Origin of the sequence: Actinokineospora enzanensis DSM 44649 (assembly GCF_000374445.1) — a bacterium.
GTDB lineage: Bacteria > Actinomycetota > Actinomycetes > Mycobacteriales > Pseudonocardiaceae > Actinokineospora > Actinokineospora enzanensis.
In genome coordinates, this window is sequence record NZ_KB894404.1 from 47,601 (window position 1) to 61,985 (window position 14,385).

General features: G+C 70.1%; 12 protein-coding genes. 9 read left to right on the top strand and 3 right to left on the bottom strand.

Annotated elements, in window-relative coordinates; translation table 11 throughout:
• Positions 1-3: 3 nt before the first annotated feature.
• Together C503_RS0102985 and C503_RS0102990 are read left to right on the top strand one after the other, a co-directional pair.
• Positions 4-1,443 (top strand): hypothetical protein, encoded by a 1,440-nt coding sequence (locus C503_RS0102985; RefSeq protein WP_018680715.1) that lies wholly within the window; start codon positions 4-6, stop codon positions 1,441-1,443.
• Positions 1,444-1,811: 368 nt separating this feature from the next.
• Positions 1,812-2,840, top strand: coding sequence for a hypothetical protein (locus C503_RS0102990; protein WP_156892937.1), 1,029 nt, complete (start codon positions 1,812-1,814; stop codon positions 2,838-2,840).
• Between the two features lie 80 nt (positions 2,841-2,920).
• On the opposite strand, the gene C503_RS0102995 is transcribed toward C503_RS0102990, so the two are convergent.
• Positions 2,921-3,352 (bottom strand): MerR family transcriptional regulator, encoded by a 432-nt coding sequence (locus tag C503_RS0102995; RefSeq protein ID WP_245572390.1) that lies wholly within the window; start codon positions 3,350-3,352, stop codon positions 2,921-2,923.
• Between C503_RS0102995 and C503_RS0103000 the strand changes: the two genes are divergently transcribed.
• Positions 3,351-4,046, top strand: coding sequence for a methyltransferase domain-containing protein (locus tag C503_RS0103000; protein ID WP_026315923.1), 696 nt, complete (start codon positions 3,351-3,353; stop codon positions 4,044-4,046). The genes C503_RS0102995 and C503_RS0103000 overlap by 2 nt on opposite strands.
• An 18-nt stretch (positions 4,047-4,064) precedes the next feature.
• Here C503_RS0103000 and paaI read toward each other — a convergent pair whose 3' ends face one another.
• Positions 4,065-4,430, bottom strand: a complete 366-nt coding sequence (gene paaI, locus C503_RS0103005) for a hydroxyphenylacetyl-CoA thioesterase PaaI (protein WP_033400179.1) — start codon at positions 4,428-4,430, stop codon at positions 4,065-4,067.
• A gap of 125 nt (positions 4,431-4,555) precedes the next feature.
• Here paaI and icmF point away from each other — a divergent pair, with 125 nt between their 5' ends.
• The 3 genes from icmF to C503_RS0103020 all read left to right on the top strand — a co-directional run bounded on the left by icmF (position 4,556) and on the right by C503_RS0103020 (position 9,570).
• The gene (icmF, locus tag C503_RS0103010; protein ID WP_018680720.1) at positions 4,556-7,795 is read left to right on the top strand and encodes a fused isobutyryl-CoA mutase/GTPase IcmF; all 3,240 of its coding nucleotides are present in this window, start codon (positions 4,556-4,558) and stop codon (positions 7,793-7,795) included.
• Between the two features lie 39 nt (positions 7,796-7,834).
• Positions 7,835-8,692: a 3-hydroxybutyryl-CoA dehydrogenase gene (locus C503_RS0103015; RefSeq protein ID WP_018680721.1), complete on the top strand. Its 858-nt coding sequence runs from the start codon at positions 7,835-7,837 to the stop codon at positions 8,690-8,692.
• A 128-nt stretch (positions 8,693-8,820) separates the two neighbouring features.
• A complete protein-coding gene (locus tag C503_RS0103020) occupies positions 8,821-9,570 on the top strand; it encodes a hypothetical protein (RefSeq protein WP_018680722.1) in 750 nt (249 codons plus the stop codon).
• Positions 9,571-9,622: 52 nt separating this feature from the next.
• Here the strand turns inward: C503_RS0103020 and C503_RS0103025 are convergent, their stop codons facing one another.
• Positions 9,623-10,711 carry a serine hydrolase domain-containing protein gene (locus C503_RS0103025; protein WP_018680723.1) on the bottom strand — a complete coding sequence of 363 codons (1,089 nt, stop codon included), beginning with the start codon at positions 10,709-10,711 and terminating at the stop codon, positions 9,623-9,625.
• A gap of 129 nt (positions 10,712-10,840) precedes the next feature.
• On the opposite strand from C503_RS0103025, the gene C503_RS0103030 reads away from it, so the two are divergent.
• The 3 genes from C503_RS0103030 (at position 10,841) to C503_RS47625 (ending at position 14,380) form a co-directional block, all read left to right on the top strand.
• Positions 10,841-11,830 carry an enoyl-CoA hydratase/isomerase family protein gene (locus C503_RS0103030; RefSeq protein WP_018680724.1) on the top strand — a complete coding sequence of 330 codons (990 nt, stop codon included), beginning with the start codon at positions 10,841-10,843 and terminating at the stop codon, positions 11,828-11,830.
• Between the two features lie 545 nt (positions 11,831-12,375).
• Complete coding sequence (locus C503_RS0103035) at positions 12,376-13,272, top strand: hypothetical protein (RefSeq protein WP_018680725.1); 897 nt, start codon at positions 12,376-12,378, stop codon at positions 13,270-13,272.
• Positions 13,273-13,315: 43 nt separating this feature from the next.
• Positions 13,316-14,380, top strand: a complete 1,065-nt coding sequence (locus C503_RS47625) for an amidase (RefSeq protein ID WP_018680726.1) — start codon at positions 13,316-13,318, stop codon at positions 14,378-14,380.
• The last annotated feature ends 5 nt before the right edge of the window (positions 14,381-14,385 follow it).

The following is a 14,385-nucleotide window of genomic DNA, read 5'->3' on the forward strand; positions in this document are numbered from 1 at the left end:
GACATGCAGACGTTGTACCGGACCATCGATGGCAACGGGTACTTCCCGATGCCGACCCTCGGTTACCAGGCGGGTGGCGACGACCAGATCGTGGCCGCTGTGCACTCCAAACTCGGCATGTACACCGCCGACGAGCAGATGTCGCTGCGGATCTGGGGGTGGAAACCGGACGCACTGCGCGACGAGGACCGCTACCACATCGACCAACTCATCCGGATCTTCCTCTACCAGGAGGAGCGCATCCTGGCCGCGTTGCGCCGCTTGGACCACGACCTCGCGGCGCTGAGGGAGTCCTCGGCGGAAACGGCCGAGGCGATCGATGCCTTCACCCAGAGCCTTTACGACCGCCGCGCCACCCTGGTGGCGGAGATCGAGGCTGCGGAAGAGGCCCGGTACCAGAAGCGCGTTGAGGAGTACCGCGAGTTCGGCAAGAGGCCCCCGCGCGAGATACCGCCCAAGGACGGCGAGTGGTTCAGGTTGCGCGCACCGGCGGGCGCGATCATCGACCTCACCGACCCGGAGGTCGCCCGCGACCTCGGCCACGTGGCCTCCTTGGCCAGGGGTGGAATGTCGTTCGGCCGCTGCGGTATGTGGCGGCTCAAGGACGTCGGCTACGGCTCCGACCGCATCCCGCACGACGCGCTGCGCGCGTTGGTGGATCTGGTGTTGGCGGTGCAGGCGGAGTACCAGTTGCAGTCGCTGCTTCTGGACCGCGAGTTCGACCGGCTCATCGACACCCGCGGCGCCGAGTACGACTACCTCCTCGCCAAAGCCGAGGCGGAGAAGGCCGCGTCCACCGGGTGGGGCATTCTCGGTGACATCCTCGGCATCGTCTCCGCGGTGACCGGTGTCCTCGCGCTGATCCCGGTGCTCGCGCCGATCATGGGCCCGGTCGCGTTGATCACTGCGGCCGGATCGCTGGCGGCGAACACCGTCGACGCCGTGCTCAAGGGCGACTGGGACGCCGCGACCGTCGTCGGACTCGGCGCGGACGCGCTGGGCGCCATCCCGTTCGTCGGCGCCGTGGGCAAGGCCGCCAAAGCGGGCAAGGCCGCGATGAAGTCCGTCGGCAAGGTCTCCGTCGCGACCAAATCGGCGGGCCGGGCGTTCCTCGCCGCCTCGGTCAAGTCCTCCGGCGACGTCGGCAAGATCGCCAACTACCTTGGCACCCGCGGCGCGAAGCTCGTCGGCGCGAGCGCCAAGAACGGCAAGATCGCTGCCAAGGTGCTCAAAGGCGCCGTGGACCTCGCCACCCAGATCCCCACCGCGATCAGCCTCGGCGTCGACGACGACGCGGTCGACGTCGCCGAGAACACCGCGGCGGGCTTGGAGATCGGCCACCACACGCTCAACAAGGTCGGCGACTGGGTCGAGATGGGCGCCGAGATGTACCGCCGCAACGGCCGCTCCTCGCTGCGCCGCCTCGCAGGCGCCCTCGCCTGACCACACTGTGCTAACAACCGGCTCTGCGGTGCAGAAATCAGCAACGACGCCCACCTGGGGCGAGTCAACACAAGGCCAACCACTCGAACGAGAGATTGGTTCAAGTTCGTTGCGTCCAATGATGAATTCATGCATTGTCACAACCGCGCGCACCACCTGGCAGGAAGCGCACTCGCCCGGGGCGGCGGTCAGTGGAGACCCGTGCTGGACGCCGAGGCGTTGGCGCCCGCGGCCAGGCGCGATCGGGTGGATCTGTCGACGTGGTAACCAAAGGGAAACACCCAGGGTGGCGCCGGTAAGTAGGGAACAATCCGGGTGCGCGATCATCTCTGGTGCTGGTGCGATCGCGGTGTGAGGTGGCCATGCTGATGGGCATGCTGCTTGCCACGGAATTGACCCAGCCGACTGTCCGCGCCTTCGTCGATGCTCTGCGCGAGCGGGACAACCGGGTGTTGGCCGATGCCACCTCGGATGACTTCATGTTCATCACCTCCGATTTCGACGACGACGCCGATCTCTTGATGGGCAACCTCAGCGAGTTCCTGCACGCTGAGGCGGTGCTCGCGGTGACCGATCAGAGTGCGGACGGTCTGACGTTGACCGGGCTCACGAGTTGGTGCCTGCATTTCGTCGGCGTTCGATGGACGTTCGAGGTGGAAGACGAGAAGGTGGAACGACTGAATATCGCCCGGGTGTCGCTCGCGGAGGCGGATCGGGCGCAGGCCGACGCCGAACTGCGGGGGCTGGTCGAACAGGCGCGCATCGAGACGTTTGAGACCGCCCGTGATAGCAACGGTCGTACTCACACCCGGGGCAAACTCCGTCGTACGTCGATGGGGCACGGCCACTACAAGGTGTCGGCGTGGACAGTGGGCGCGCTCGGTGGGATCAGTTGGATCATCACCGACGAGCGGCTGTCCGATCCGGACGTCTACCGCGCACTGCGCAGCCCCGAGTCAGGAGAGCGCACCGACAGCGAGAGGTACCACAAGGTCGAGTCCCACCTCGACCTCATCCTGGGCTGGGACGACGACTCGTACCAGAAGGCGACGGTGTCTTTCCACGCCACGCCGCTGCGCTGGGACGCGGTGATGTGGCTGTCGGAGAACCTGCACCTGGTCGATGCGGCTGTACCGGTGGTCTGGGGAACACTGACCCTGACCGGCCCCGACGGCAATGTGGTCAGCACCGAGGAGGTCACGGCAAAGGGCGCAAAGCCGCCATACCCACTGTCGTTCACCCGCGAGTTCGCCCTCGCCGACCTACCGCTCGGCCGCTACACCATCACGTTCACCAACGCGGTCAAGGCAGGTGGCTACGGGGCGCACGGCGAAGACGCCGCCTCCGCTCGGATCAACATGGCGGACTACACCATCACCTTCACCGTCGGCGCCTGATCCCACCCACACGAAGTCACTATGCGGACCACTGCCCCTGAGGTGCTTCGCGTGGCAGTCCGGCGATGCGTGGAGGGACGTCAGTCCTGGGTGTCGACCAGGGTCGCGAGTCGGGCCCGGTAGTTCGGGCAGGTCGTGATGTCCTCGTGTGAGCAGTTCAACCCGGCTTCCACGAGTTCGAGCGCGGACCGCAATGCCGCCATCCTGGCCTGGAGCGCGCGCTGGTTGCGGCGGAGTATGTCCTTGCGGGCCGCCGGGTCGCACGCGGCGAGGAATGTGCGGATGTCCGGTAGTGACAGGCCTGCCTCCTTCGCGCGCACGATCGACGCCACTCGGAACAGGTCGTCGCGGGTGTAGCGGCGGCGGCCGCCGGTGACGCGGCCGGGGGAGAGCAGGCCGACCGACTCCCAGTGGCGCAGGACGTGGGTCGGCAGGCCGAAGTGGTCGGCAACCTCGCCGATCGTCATCGGGGTTGACTTCATGTCGACATTAAGTCCGAGCATGGTGGGCATGTCCAGCCTGCTTGCCGTACTCGACGCCGGTGACGCGCAGCCCGCGGCCGTCCGGCTCCGCGCCCGGTCCTACGACCTGCTCGGCGACCTCCCCGGACAGACCGTGGTCGACGTCGGTTGCGGTGGCGGCCGCGCGGTCGCCGAACTGGCCGAACGCGGCGCAGGCGCGATCGGCGTCGACCCCGGTCCCGAGATGATCGCCGCCGCCCGGAAGCGTTTCCCGTCCGGCGAGTTCCGCCACGGTGACGCCTACGACCTGCCGCTTGAGTCCGGATCGGTCACCGGCTACCGCGCCGACAAGGTGCTGCACCTGCTCGACGACCCGGCGCGCGCCATGGCCGAGGCCCGCCGGGTACTGGCGCCGGGCGGCCGGATCGCGCTGCTCGGTTCGGACTGGGACACGATCGTCATCGACTCGGACGACCCGGCGACCACCCGCCGCCTGGTCCACGCGAAGGCCGACTCGTTCCCGTCCCCGCGCATCGCCCGCCGCCACCGCAACCTGCTGCTCGACGCCGGGTTCACCGATCCGGTCGTCGAGGTGCACACGCTCGTGCTCACCGACGACACCGCGCTCGCCCTCGTCCACCGGATCACCGACGACCCCGCCTGGCTCGCCGAGCAGACCGAACGTCACCGCACGGACCGGATCTTCGTCGCCATCCCGATGTTCCTGGTGGCGGCCCAGGGGTAGGGGCGCCTTCCGGAGCGGTCAGCGGAGAATCCGGCTCCGGCCGCGGAACTCCGCGACCACTTCCGTCCCACGCGTCACGGTCACGTCGTAGATGCCGCTGCGCCCATACCGGGTCCGTTCCTCCGCCCGCGCCACCAGCACGTCCCCCAACCGCACCGGCGCGACGAACGTGATGTCCGCCCCCGCGGCCACCGTCACCGGTCCGTGGCTGTTGCAGGCGCACGCGAAAGCGGTGTCGGCGAGCAGGAACACATACCCGCCGTGACCGATGTCGTGGCCGTTCACCATGTTCTCGGTCACCGGCATGGTGACCTCGGCCCAGCCGAGCCCGGCCGACCGCAGCGTGATGCCGAGGGCGCCGGAGGCACGGTCGTCGGCCAGCATGCGGGTCACCGGGTCGGGGGTCACGCTGTCATCCAAGCACGGCGTGTCGGATACCCCACAGGTGGTTGCACGTCCGAAAGTAGGAAGCCAGACTATTCACAGGACCCACCCATCCGGAGGCCACCATGCCCGCCGAGCTGTACCGACCGGCCAACCCGGTCCGGTTCGTCACCGCGGCCAGCCTGTTCGACGGGCACGACGCGGCGATCAACATCATGCGCCGGATCCTGCAGTCGCAGGGTGCCGAGGTGATCCACCTCGGGCACAACCGCTCGGTGCGCGAGGTGGTCGCGGCGGCCATCCAGGAGGACGTGCAGGGCGTGGCGATCAGCGCCTACCAGGGCGGCCACGTCGAGTATTTCAGCTACCTGGTCGAGCTGCTCGCCGAGTGCGGCGCAGGCCATGTCAAGGTGTTCGGCGGGGGCGGCGGCGTGATCGTCCCGGAAGAGATCAGGCTGCTGCACTCGCGCGGGGTGGCGCGGATCTTCTCGCCCGCGGACGGGCAACGGCTCGGGCTGGCGAAGATGATCAACTCCATGGTCGAGGCCTGTGATGTCGACCCGGCCGCGGCCGCCCCGGCGAGCCGCGAGGCGCTGGTGTCCGGCGACCACGCGGCGCTGGCCAGGACCATCACCCAGATCGAGGCGGGCACCCTGGCCGACGACGTGCGGGCGGCGCTCGCGGGCGTCGACCGGCAGGTCCCGGTGCTGGGCATCACCGGCACCGGCGGCTCCGGCAAGTCCTCGCTCACCGACGAGCTGGTCCGCAGGCTGCGCCTGGACCAGCAGGACAAGCTGCGGATCGCGGTCATCGCCGTGGACCCGACCCGGCGCCGCGGCGGGGGCGCGCTGCTGGGCGATCGGATCCGGATGAACTCGCTCGGCGGCGGCACCGACCCGGTCTTCTTCCGCTCGCTGGCCACCCGCGGCGCCGGGTCCGAGGTGCCCGAGGGCCTGTCCGACACGATCGCCGCGGCCAAGGCGGCGGGCCACGACCTGGTGATCGTGGAGACCCCCGGCATCGGCCAGGGCGACGCGGCGATCGTGCCCTATGTGGACGTCTCGCTGTATGTGATGACGCCCGAGTTCGGCGCGGCCTCGCAGCTGGAGAAGATCGACATGCTCGACTTCGCCGACGTGGTGGCCATCAACAAGTTCGAGCGCCGGGGCGCCGAGGACGCGCGCCGCGACGTGGCCCGCCAGCTGGTGCGCAACCGCGAGGCGTTCGGCCAGTCCTGGGAGGACATGCCGGTCTACGGCACCAGCGCCGCCACCTTCAACGACGACGGCGTCACCGCCCTCTACCAGGAGCTGCGCACCCTCCTCGCGGACAAGGGCGTCCCGTTCGCCGAGGGCGTGCTGCCGCGGGTGGAGGGCCGGGTGTCCACTTCGGCCGCCACGGTCGTGCCGCCGCAGCGCGCGCGGTACCTGTCCGACATCGCCGAGACCGTCCGCGCCTACCACCGTGCCACCGACCAGCAGGTCGAGGCCGTGCGCGCGCACTCCGCGCTGCAGTTGGCGCACAAGGCACTCGACGCGGCCGGAGCGTCCACAGAGGACATCGAGCGGTTGGCCGCCGAGGCCGCGCGCCGGGTCGAGCGCGACACCGAGGACCTGCTGGCGCAGTGGCCGCGGACGGTCGAGGAGTACCGCGCCGACGAGCTCGTGGTCAAGATCCGCGACAAGGAGCTGCACACCCAGCTCTGGCGGGAGACCCTGTCCGGCAACCGCGTCCCGCGTGTCGCGTTGCCGCGGTTCGACGACGACGCCACGCTCGTCCGCTACCTGCGCAAGGAGAACCTGCCCGGCCGGTTCCCGTTCACCGCGGGCGTGTTCCCGTTCAAGCGCGAGGGCGAGGACCCGGCGCGCATGTTCGCGGGCGAGGGCGACGCGTTCCGCACCAACCGCCGGTTCAAGCTGCTGTCCGAGGGCAACCCGGCCACCCGGCTGTCGACCGCGTTCGACTCGGTCACCCTCTACGGCCGCGACCCCGACACCCCGCCGGACGTCTACGGCAAGATCGGTACCTCCGGTGTGTCGATCGCCTCCTTGGACGACATGAAGGCCCTCTACGACGGCTTCGACCTGACCGCGCCCACCACCTCGGTCTCGATGACCATCAACGGCCCGGCGCCCACGATCCTGGCCTACTTCCTCAACACCGCCATCGACCGCCGCGTCGACGCGTTCGTGCTGGAGCACAATCGCGAGCCGGATGCCGAGGAGCGCAAGGAGCTCACCGCCTGGGCGCTGGCGAACGTGCGCGGCACGGTGCAGGCCGACATCCTCAAGGAGGACCAGGGCCAGAACACCTGCATCTTCTCCACCGAGTTCAGCCTGCGGATGATGGCCGACATCCAGGAATGGTTCATCCGCAACAAGGTCCGCAACTTCTACTCGGTGTCGATCTCCGGCTACCACATCGCCGAGGCGGGCGCGAACCCCATCAGCCAGCTGGCCTTCACGCTGGCCAACGGGTTCACCTACGTCGAGTCCTACCTGGCCCGCGGCATGGCCATCGACGACTTCGCGCCGAACCTGTCGTTCTTCTTCTCCAACGGCATGGACGCCGAGTACTCGGTGATCGGCCGTGTCGCCCGCCGGATCTGGGCGGTCGCGATGAAGCAGCGCTACGGCGCGGCGGAGCGGTCGCAGAAGCTCAAGTACCACGTGCAGACCTCGGGTCGCTCGCTGCACGCGCAGGAGATGAACTTCAACGACATCCGCACCACGCTGCAGGCGCTGTGCGCGCTCTACGACAATGCGAACTCCCTGCACACCAACGCCTACGACGAGGCGATCACCACGCCGACCGAGTCCTCGGTGCGCCGCGCGATGGCGATCCAGCTCATCATCAACAAGGAGTGGGGCCTGTCGATGAACGAGAACCCGCTGCAGGGTTCCTTCGTCATCGACGAGCTGACCGACCTGGTCGAGGAGGCGGTGCTCACCGAGTTCGACCGCATTTCCGACCGCGGCGGCGTGCTGGGCGCCATGGAGACCGGCTACCAGCGCGGCCGCATCCAGGACGAGTCGATGCGCTACGAGCACCGCAAGCACGACGGCTCGCTGCCGCTGGTCGGCGTGAACACGTTCCTGCCAGCCAAGGGCGACGAGGACGAGGTCGTCGAGATCGAGCTGGCGCGCGCGACCGAGGACGAGAAGCGCTCGCAGGTCGACCGCACCCGCGCCTACCAGGAGCGACACCGCGACGAGGCCGTGCGTGCGCTGGCGAGGCTGCGCGCGGTGGCCGCGTCCGACGGCAACGTGTTCGAGGTGCTGATGGACGCCGCGCGGGTGTGCACGCTGGGCCAGATCACCGAGGCCTTCTTCGAGGTCGGTGGGCAGTACCGGCGGAATGTGTGATGCTGGCCGGGATCCGTGCGTTGGAGGAGGGACAGTCGGGTGAGTGAGATCAGCCGCGTCGGTGTGATCGGGTCGGGTCTGATGGGCTCGGGCATCGCGGAGGTGTGTGCGCGGGCCGGGCTGGACGTGCTCGTCGCCGAGGTCAACGCCGCCGCCCTGGACGCGGGCCGGGGGCGGATCGAGAAGTCCCTGGCGCGCGGGGTGAAGAACGGCAAGCTGAGCGAGGACGAGCGGGACGCGGCGCTGGCGCGGCTGCGGTTCGGCACCGACCTGGGCGAGTTCGCCGACCGGCAGCTCACCATCGAGGCGGTCGCCGAGATCGAGCAGGTGAAGACCGAGGTGTTCCGCACCCTGGACAAGGTCGTCGAGGACCCGGCCGCGATCTTCGCCTCGAACACCTCGTCCATCCCGATCATGAAGCTGGGCATGGCCACCGCGCGCCCGCAGCAGGTCGTCGGCGTGCACTTCTTCAACCCGGTGCCGGTGCTCAAGCTGGTCGAGCTGGTGCCGTCCCTGCTCACCGCGGCCGAGACCCGCGACCGGGCGAAGGACTTCGTCGAGGGGACGCTGGGCAAGCAGGTCGTGCTGTCCCAGGACCGGGCCGGGTTCGTGGTGAACGCGCTGCTGATCCCGTACCTGCTGTCGGCCATCCGGATGCTGGAGTCCGGGTTCGCCTCCGCCGAGGACATCGACAACGGCATGGTCCTGGGCTGCGCGCACCCGATGGGCCCGCTGCGGCTCACCGACCTGATCGGCCTGGACACCACCAAGGCCATCGCGGACTCGCTGTACTCGGAGTTCAAGGAGCAGCTGTACTCGGCACCGCCGCTGCTGCTGCGCATGGTGGACGCGGGCCTGCTGGGCAAGAAGAGCGGCCGCGGTTTCTACCAGTACTGAGGGCCGTAGCTGGGAATGCGCTGTGAAGCGTATGAGTTGGCTGTGCGGATCGGCGGTTCCCTCGGACGGGGGACCGCCGGGCCGACCTCACGGGGGCAAGCGAAACCCCACCGCGAGGCAGGAAGCACATGACCGTCAGCTCCATCTCGGGTAGCTCGAACGTCTCCTACGTTCCCACCCAGCGCTCGGACAACCACGCCACCATGCGCAAGGCGTTCGACGCCGCCGCCAAGACCCTGGGCATGTCCACCGACGACCTGCGCAGCGCCCTGAAGAACGGGCAGTCGATGTCCTCGCTGGCGCAGAGCAAGGGCGTCAGCACCGACACCCTCACCTCGGCCATCAGCGACGCGCTGACCGGCGCCGACAGCACCCTGGACGCGTCCAAGGCCAAGGAGGTCGCCCAGCACGTGGTGGCCGGTCCCGGCGGCCACGGTGGCCCCGGCGGCCCGGGTGGCGCGCGCCCGGCGGGCCCGCCGCCCGGTGGCGGTAAGGACCAGAAGGTCGACGACGCGCTCGACTCCGTCGCCGACGCCCTCGGTCTGACCTCCGACGAGCTGCAGGACGAGCTCCAGTCCGGCACCAGCCTCACCGACGTCGCCGCGTCGAAGGGCATGGACGCGGCCACCCTCAAGACCACCATCACCTCGGCGCTGACCAAGAGCGACACCTCGCTGTCCGCCGACCAGGCCGACGAGCTCGCCGACAAGATCATCCAGGGCCCGCCGAAGCCGGACGACAGCACCGACCGGATGGCCTTCGACCTCGCGCAGGGCTCCGACTACAGCTCGTCGGCCAATGTCAGCCAGGCCATGCTCAGCACCCTCTACCAGCAGTCCACGACGACCGCGACCAGCACCACCGGCGCGTGGGCCTGACCCCTCGATCCCCTGGTCGGGCGGGGGTGTGCCCGCCCGACCAGGGCACCTCCTACCCCTCGTCCACCAGGGCGGCGAGCCTGCCCGCGGCATCGAAGTTCATGGTGAGCCGGTTCTTGCACACCGCCAGCGCCACCCCGGTCGCGCTGTCGACGCCCGCGTAGCTGCCGCCGACGCCGTGCCAGCCGAACCAGCTGTCCTGGGTCCCCGGCTGTGTGCCGGGACGTCCGCAGGCCAGGCCGAGCGACCAGGTCGACGGCATGCCCAGCAGCTCGTCCGGTCCGCTGTAGGCGACCTTGAACAGGTCGGCCGCGCGCTCGTCGGACAGCAGCCGGACATCCAGGGTCCCGGCCAGCGCCGCGTACAGCCGGGCCATGGCGCGGGCGGTCACCTTGCCGCCCGCCGGGATGTCGGCCCGCAGCACGTCCGCGCGGTTGCCGAAGGTCGCCGACGGGTTCACCGCGGGCGGGGCGAGCCGCCAGAACGGCGAGTCCGCGGGCATCTCGAACCCGGCCGTCGCCGGGTCGTCCGCCAGCACGGCCACCCGGGACAGCTGGTCGTCTGGCATGCCGAACCACAGCTCGTCGGCCACCCCCAGCGGTTCGCCGACCAGCTCGCGCAACGCGACCGAGATCGGCGCGCCGGTGGCCCGGCGGACGACCTCGCCGAGGATGAAGCCGAACGTGTAGGCGTGGTACGCGGTCTTGGTCCCCGGCTCCCACCACGGCTCCAGCGCCGCGACCCGCGCGGTGATCCGCTCCCAGTCGCAGACCTCCTCCGGCGTGACATCCGCGGGCAGGCCGGGCACGCCCGCGGTGTGCGTGAGCACGTGCCGGATGGTCACGTCCCGCTTGCCGCCCTGGGCGAACTCCGGCCACAGCTCGGCCACCGGCGTGTCGTGGTCGAACGCGCCGCGCTCGGCGAGCCGGTGCACGACCGTCGTGGTCAGCGCCTTGCCCACGGAGTAGGCGTAGAACGGCGTGTCGGCCGTGACGGCGCGCCCGGTCGCCGGGTCCGCGACGCCCGCGGACACGTCCGCCACCAGCTCCCCGCCCGCGTAGACCGCGACCTGCAGCCCCGGCTCGGCACCGCTGTCCACCAGCTCGCGCACGACCGCGTCGACCCGATCCCGCAGTGACATGCCCCACCTCTTCCCTTCCGCGCCGCGGCCGGTCCGGTGCGGCATCCTCACTTGTCGGTCGAAGCCGTCCGACGGCGCTCGACACCGTCACTTGTGACGGGTACCACAGTCTCGCCCCGAGGAGTGTGCATGTCCGACGTACGGATCCGCGTGGCGGACGGGCTGGGTCGGATCACCCTGGACCGCCCGCGCGCGATCAACGCGCTGACCCACGCCATGATCACCGACATGGCCGCGGCCCTGGCCGCCTGGGCCGAGGACGACGACGTACGCGCGGTGCTGATCGACGGCGCGGGGGAGCGCGGCCTGTGCGCAGGCGGCGACATCCGGGCCATCCACGACGACGCCCGCGCGGGCGGCCGGACCGCCCCCGCCTTCTGGGCCGACGAGTACCGCCTCAACGCCCGGATCGCCACGTACCCCAAGCCGTACATCGCGCTCATGGATGGCATCGTCATGGGCGGCGGCGTCGGCGTGTCCGCGCACGGCTCGGTCCGCGTGGTCACCGAACGCACCCGGCTGGCCATGCCGGAGGTCGGCATCGGCCTGGCCCCCGACGTCGGCGGCACCTACCTGCTCGCCCGCGCCCCCGGCGAACTGGGCACCCACGCCGCCCTCACCGGCGCCCCCGTCTCCGGCGCCGACGCCATCCACTGTGGACTCGCCGACCACTTCGTGCGCGCCGACCGGCTGCCTTTGCTGATCGAGGACCTGCTGGTGCTGCCGATCGAGGACGCCCTGGCCCGACACACCGAGACCCCACCACCGTCCCGCCTGGCGGCCGACGCGCCGTGGATCGACAAGTGCTTCGCCGCCGACACCGTCGAGGAGATCCTGGAACGGCTCACCGAGGCGGGCCAGGACACGGTGGTCGCCGAGATCGGCACCCGCTCGCCGACCGCCCTCAAGGTCACCCTTGCCGCCCTCCGCCGCGCCCGCCTGCTGCCGCTTGCGGCGGTGCTGGCCCAGGACCTGCGCGTCTCGGTCGCCTGCCTGCGCGGCCACGACCTGGTGGAGGGCATCCGCGCCCAGGTGATCGACAAGGACCGCACCCCGCACTGGCGGCCCGCGACCCTGGCGGAGGTCACCGAGGACATGGTCGCCGCCCACTTCGCCTGACCCCGGACATGACGATGGCCTGCCCCGGGAGAGGCAGGCCATCATCACTCGTCGCCGACATCCGGGCCGGAACCCATCCGCCGACTTCGCAGGCACCCGAACGCAGTGTGGCACGCGTTTCCGACCACCGCCCGCTTCTTCACTCGTTCGTGGATGGGTCTCGGCAGATTCCCGCTCCCGACGGCTCTTGTCCTTTGTGGACTCTCGGGCCCCTTGCCCTGAACTTCCCCCGTTCAGGCGACAGAAGTTATCCACAGGCACCCCTCGAACGCCGGTCGACCAAGATCCTTTGACACCCCCACCCGGTAGAATGGGCCCTGGGGGATCCCCCTGGGAGCGGCGGGCTATGTGGTGGGGGACGTGGGGGGCCAACGGATTCAGCCCGGCTTCGCGCGCGTTGCCTGTGCGGTAGCGCGGCAAGGTGGTGTGCTGGGCAAGATCGAGAGCGTGGGCGCCGCGATCGATTTCGCCCAGCCGTCACCCACACGGTTAGGCGTGGTGATCGGGAGCGGGTTCCGGTCGCGCGGCCTGCTTATCGTGCGGGCATGGGCAATCGTGGGTGGCGGTTCGGGGTCGTGGCGCTCGTCCTGGCGGTGGTCGCCGGGTGTTCCGACAAGGCGCGGAACGAGTCAGCGGCCGTGCCGACCACCACGACCCCGACCACAACCGGAGAGAACGAGCAGATCGGCTGCCTCACCACAGGCGCCGCCGCGACGACCACGCCCGCCACCCCGCAATCGTTCGCGCCCAGGTTGCGTGTACAGACGACGCAAGGCAGTGCGGCCGTCTGGGCGGAGATCCAGCACGAGCTGTCGACCTACCAGAAATCCGACTACCAGCACACGACCTCTCTCGACCGGACCGCAGGCACCTACATCGTGGATTGCTCCGGCTGGGGCAACGTCCTGCTCCGGATTGCCTCCTGCAACGCCTACGGGGATCTCGTCCAATCGGCCAACGCGGCGCGGAAGACGGACTTCAGTACCTCGTGCCAACTCCCCACCGGGACGGTCGAGCACGGTCCCTACGCGGTCGACTGGGCGAGCATGTTGGCCAAACTGACCCCGGGTCAGACCAGTGGCCACTGGACCCGGGTCGCGCACGTGCCGGACCTTGTCCCCGGCGATGTCGTCACCTACGCTCTCGGCCCCGGCGCGCAGGACACCGGGCATGTCATGTTCGTCGCGGGAACACCGACCGTCGACCCGCAGGACCCGACCCAGTGGCGGGTGCCGATCGCGGACTCGACCGCCAGCGAGCACGGCCCGGACGACAGCCGGGCCGGGAACTCCCGCAACGTCGATGGCAAGGGGATCGGATCCGCCGCGCTGGAGTTGATCGTGGACGGTGGCGGGGCGCCGACCGACCGGTTCCGGTGGTATCCAGGAGCTCCGAAGATCGACCAGGTGCCCGCACCGGTGATGCTGGGGCACTTCGGCTGAGTGGAGGTGCGCTGTCGAGACCGCGCTGGAGATCGCGGCGGCCGTGAACCAGGGCAGGCGACGGGCGGCCGACGTCGTCGCCGAGGGGTTCGAGCGGCTCGCGGCCGTGGAGGACGAGGTGTCGGCGTTCCGGAGCGTCGATCGGGAGCGCGCACTGCTCCGAGCGGTCGAGGTGGATCGTCGGATCAATGCGGGCGAGTCGCTTCCGTTCGCGGGCGTGCCGATCGGGGTGAAGCACTCCGAGCGGTCGCGGTCGGTACAGGTGCACAGATTGCTGGCGGCGGGCTGTGTTCCGCTCGGTACGACCACCGTGCCGGGACCGGGAACGCCGTGGCGGACCTGGGGGCAGGCCGATGGCGGGCCCACGCGCAATCCGTGGCGGGGTGACCGGACGCCGGGAGGGTCGTCGGCGGGGTCCGGGGTCGCGGTGGCCACGGGGGTGGTGCCGGTCGCGACCGGGGTCGACGGCGCCGGTTCCGTGCGGATCCCCGCCGCGTGGTGCGGTGTGCTGGGGATCAAGACCACCGGTCGGACGGCGCCCGGACCACTGGTGTTCGACGTCGCGGACGCGGCGGCGTACCTCCAGGTCGTGTCGGGCCGGGCGACGAAGTCACGGCGATTGTCGGTCGCGTGGTCCTCCGACCTGGGGTACGCCGAGACCGACGACGAACAGGCCCGGATTGCCTGGCAATGCGTGCACCGAGTGCTCGACAGCGGAGCGGTCCGGTTCGTCGACATGGACGTGCGATTACTCGACCCCGCACCCGCCTGGTACGCGCTGCGCGCGAACGAACCTGCTCGCCACGCGGAGAACGATCACCGGCTGGCGTCCGTGTTCGAGACGGTCGACCTGGTGCTGACGCCGACCACGCCCGGTCCACCACACCGGCACGAGGGCCCGGGGGAGCGGATCAACACCACCCTGACCTGGGCATTCAACGTCAGCGGCCACCCGGCCGCCACGATCCCGGCAGGTCTGGACCACGAGGGATGCCCGGTGGGCGTGCAGGCGGTCGCACGGCCGCACCACGAGGACGACCTCATCACCTTCGCCGCCGCCGTGCACGCGGTCGCGCCCTGGGAAAGACCGCCGATCCGGGCGATGTGAGCACC

Excerpts from the sequence above, each read along its gene's own strand:
- C503_RS0102985 (WP_018680715.1), top strand. The coding sequence starts at position 4 with ATGCAGACGTTGTACCGGACCATCGATGGCAACGGGTACTTCCCGATG.
- C503_RS0102990 (WP_156892937.1), top strand. The coding sequence starts at position 1,812 with ATGGGCATGCTGCTTGCCACGGAATTGACCCAGCCGACTGTCCGCGCC.
- C503_RS0103000 (WP_026315923.1), top strand. The coding sequence starts at position 3,351 with ATGTCCAGCCTGCTTGCCGTACTCGACGCCGGTGACGCGCAGCCCGCG.
- C503_RS0102995 (WP_245572390.1), bottom strand. The coding sequence starts at position 3,352 with ATGCCCACCATGCTCGGACTTAATGTCGACATGAAGTCAACCCCGATG.
- paaI (WP_033400179.1), bottom strand. The coding sequence starts at position 4,430 with ATGCTGGCCGACGACCGTGCCTCCGGCGCCCTCGGCATCACGCTGCGG.
- icmF (WP_018680720.1), top strand. The coding sequence starts at position 4,556 with ATGCCCGCCGAGCTGTACCGACCGGCCAACCCGGTCCGGTTCGTCACC.
- C503_RS0103020 (WP_018680722.1), top strand. The coding sequence starts at position 8,821 with ATGACCGTCAGCTCCATCTCGGGTAGCTCGAACGTCTCCTACGTTCCC.
- C503_RS0103025 (WP_018680723.1), bottom strand. The coding sequence starts at position 10,711 with ATGTCACTGCGGGATCGGGTCGACGCGGTCGTGCGCGAGCTGGTGGAC.
- C503_RS0103030 (WP_018680724.1), top strand. The coding sequence starts at position 10,841 with ATGTCCGACGTACGGATCCGCGTGGCGGACGGGCTGGGTCGGATCACC.
- C503_RS0103035 (WP_018680725.1), top strand. The coding sequence starts at position 12,376 with ATGGGCAATCGTGGGTGGCGGTTCGGGGTCGTGGCGCTCGTCCTGGCG.